Here is a 1335-nt window from a genome sequence, read left to right on the forward strand (position 1 = left end):
CAAAACCAATCTGTGCGGCGCCATTCGTGAAACGCAGGGCAAAGGCCTCATGCCTGACGGCACCAGTCGCTTCAAGCTTAACGGCAAGGACGTGTTCCACTACATGGGCACTTCCACCTTTTCCAATTACACCGTGGTACCGGAAATTGCCCTGGCAAAAATCCGCGAAGATGCGCCTTTCGAAAAAGTCTGCTACATCGGCTGCGGCGTCACCACCGGTGTCGGCGCCGTGATCTATACGGCCAAGGTTCAGCCGGGCGACAAGGTCATTGTGTTCGGCCTGGGCGGCATTGGGCTGAACGTGGTGCAGGGGGCTCGCATGGCGGGCGCCGATATGATTATCGGTGTGGACATCAACCCGGCGCGTGAAGAGCTGGCGCGCAAATTCGGCATGACGCACTTTGTCAATCCGAAAGAAGTGGAAGGCGAGATCGTTCCTTATTTGGTCAGTCTGACAAAGGGTGGCGCCGATCATACTTTTGAATGTATTGGCAATGTGAATCTGATGCGCCAGGCGCTTGAGTCCTGCCACAAGGGCTGGGGCAAAAGTACGATCATCGGCGTTGCCGGCGCAGGCCAGGAAATTTCCACCCGGCCGTTCCAGCTGGTGACCGGTCGCGTCTGGCAGGGGTCGGCTTTCGGCGGCGCACGTGGCCGTACCGATGTGCCCAAGATTGTGGACTGGTATATGGAAGGCAAGATCAATATCGATGATTTGATCACGCATGTCATGCCCATCGAAAAGATCAACGAAGCGTTCGATCTGATGCATGAAGGCAAGTCCATCCGTTCGGTCGTCACATTCGATTGATCTGATTGAAAGTTTGAGGCACGCCGTCTGCCGACAGTGCGCCTTTCAGAAGCAGTAAGCCTGTTGTGCCGGTACGGATACAACAGATAAATAGAGGGGGCTCCTGTTCAGGAGCCCCTTCGCTATTGCGGAAAATACAATGCTGTTCAGAGAGGCATCAGGCAGCGACCGCCTGTTGTTCATAGATGCGCGCCATCTGCTCCAGCGGAATCGGCTTGATGTCGGAGGCGCGACCTGCGCAACCGAAAGCGTCAAAACGCTGTTCACAAATCTGTCTGGCGGCAGCCGTGGCTTCTTTGAAGAATTTTCTTGGATCGAATTCCGATGTGTTTTGCATCATGCTGCGGCGCATGGCGCCGGTCATGGCCAGACGAATATCAGTATCAATATTGACTTTGCGCACACCGTTTTTAATGCCTTCGCAAATTTCCTGCACCGGTACGCCATAGGTTTCGCGAATATCGCCGCCATGCTCGCGGATGTTCTGCAACCCTTCCTGCGGAACCGTTGAGGAGCCGTGCATG

General features: G+C 55.1%; 2 protein-coding genes. One reads left to right on the forward strand and one right to left on the reverse strand.

What is annotated here, in order from left to right; genetic code table 11:
- Positions 1-811, forward strand: an 811-nt coding sequence (locus G4P69_RS38305) for a zinc-binding dehydrogenase (RefSeq protein ID WP_208355210.1), incomplete at its 5' end; no start/stop codon positions are given.
- 157 nt (positions 812-968) lie between these two features.
- Here the strand turns inward: G4P69_RS38305 and G4P69_RS38310 are convergent.
- Positions 969-1335, reverse strand: a 367-nt coding sequence (locus G4P69_RS38310; protein ID WP_208355217.1) for a class II fructose-bisphosphate aldolase, incomplete at its 5' end; no start/stop codon positions are given.

This window comes from Aetokthonos hydrillicola CCALA 1050, assembly GCF_017591665.1.
In the GTDB taxonomy this organism is placed as follows: domain Bacteria; phylum Cyanobacteriota; class Cyanobacteriia; order Cyanobacteriales; family Nostocaceae; genus Aetokthonos; species Aetokthonos hydrillicola.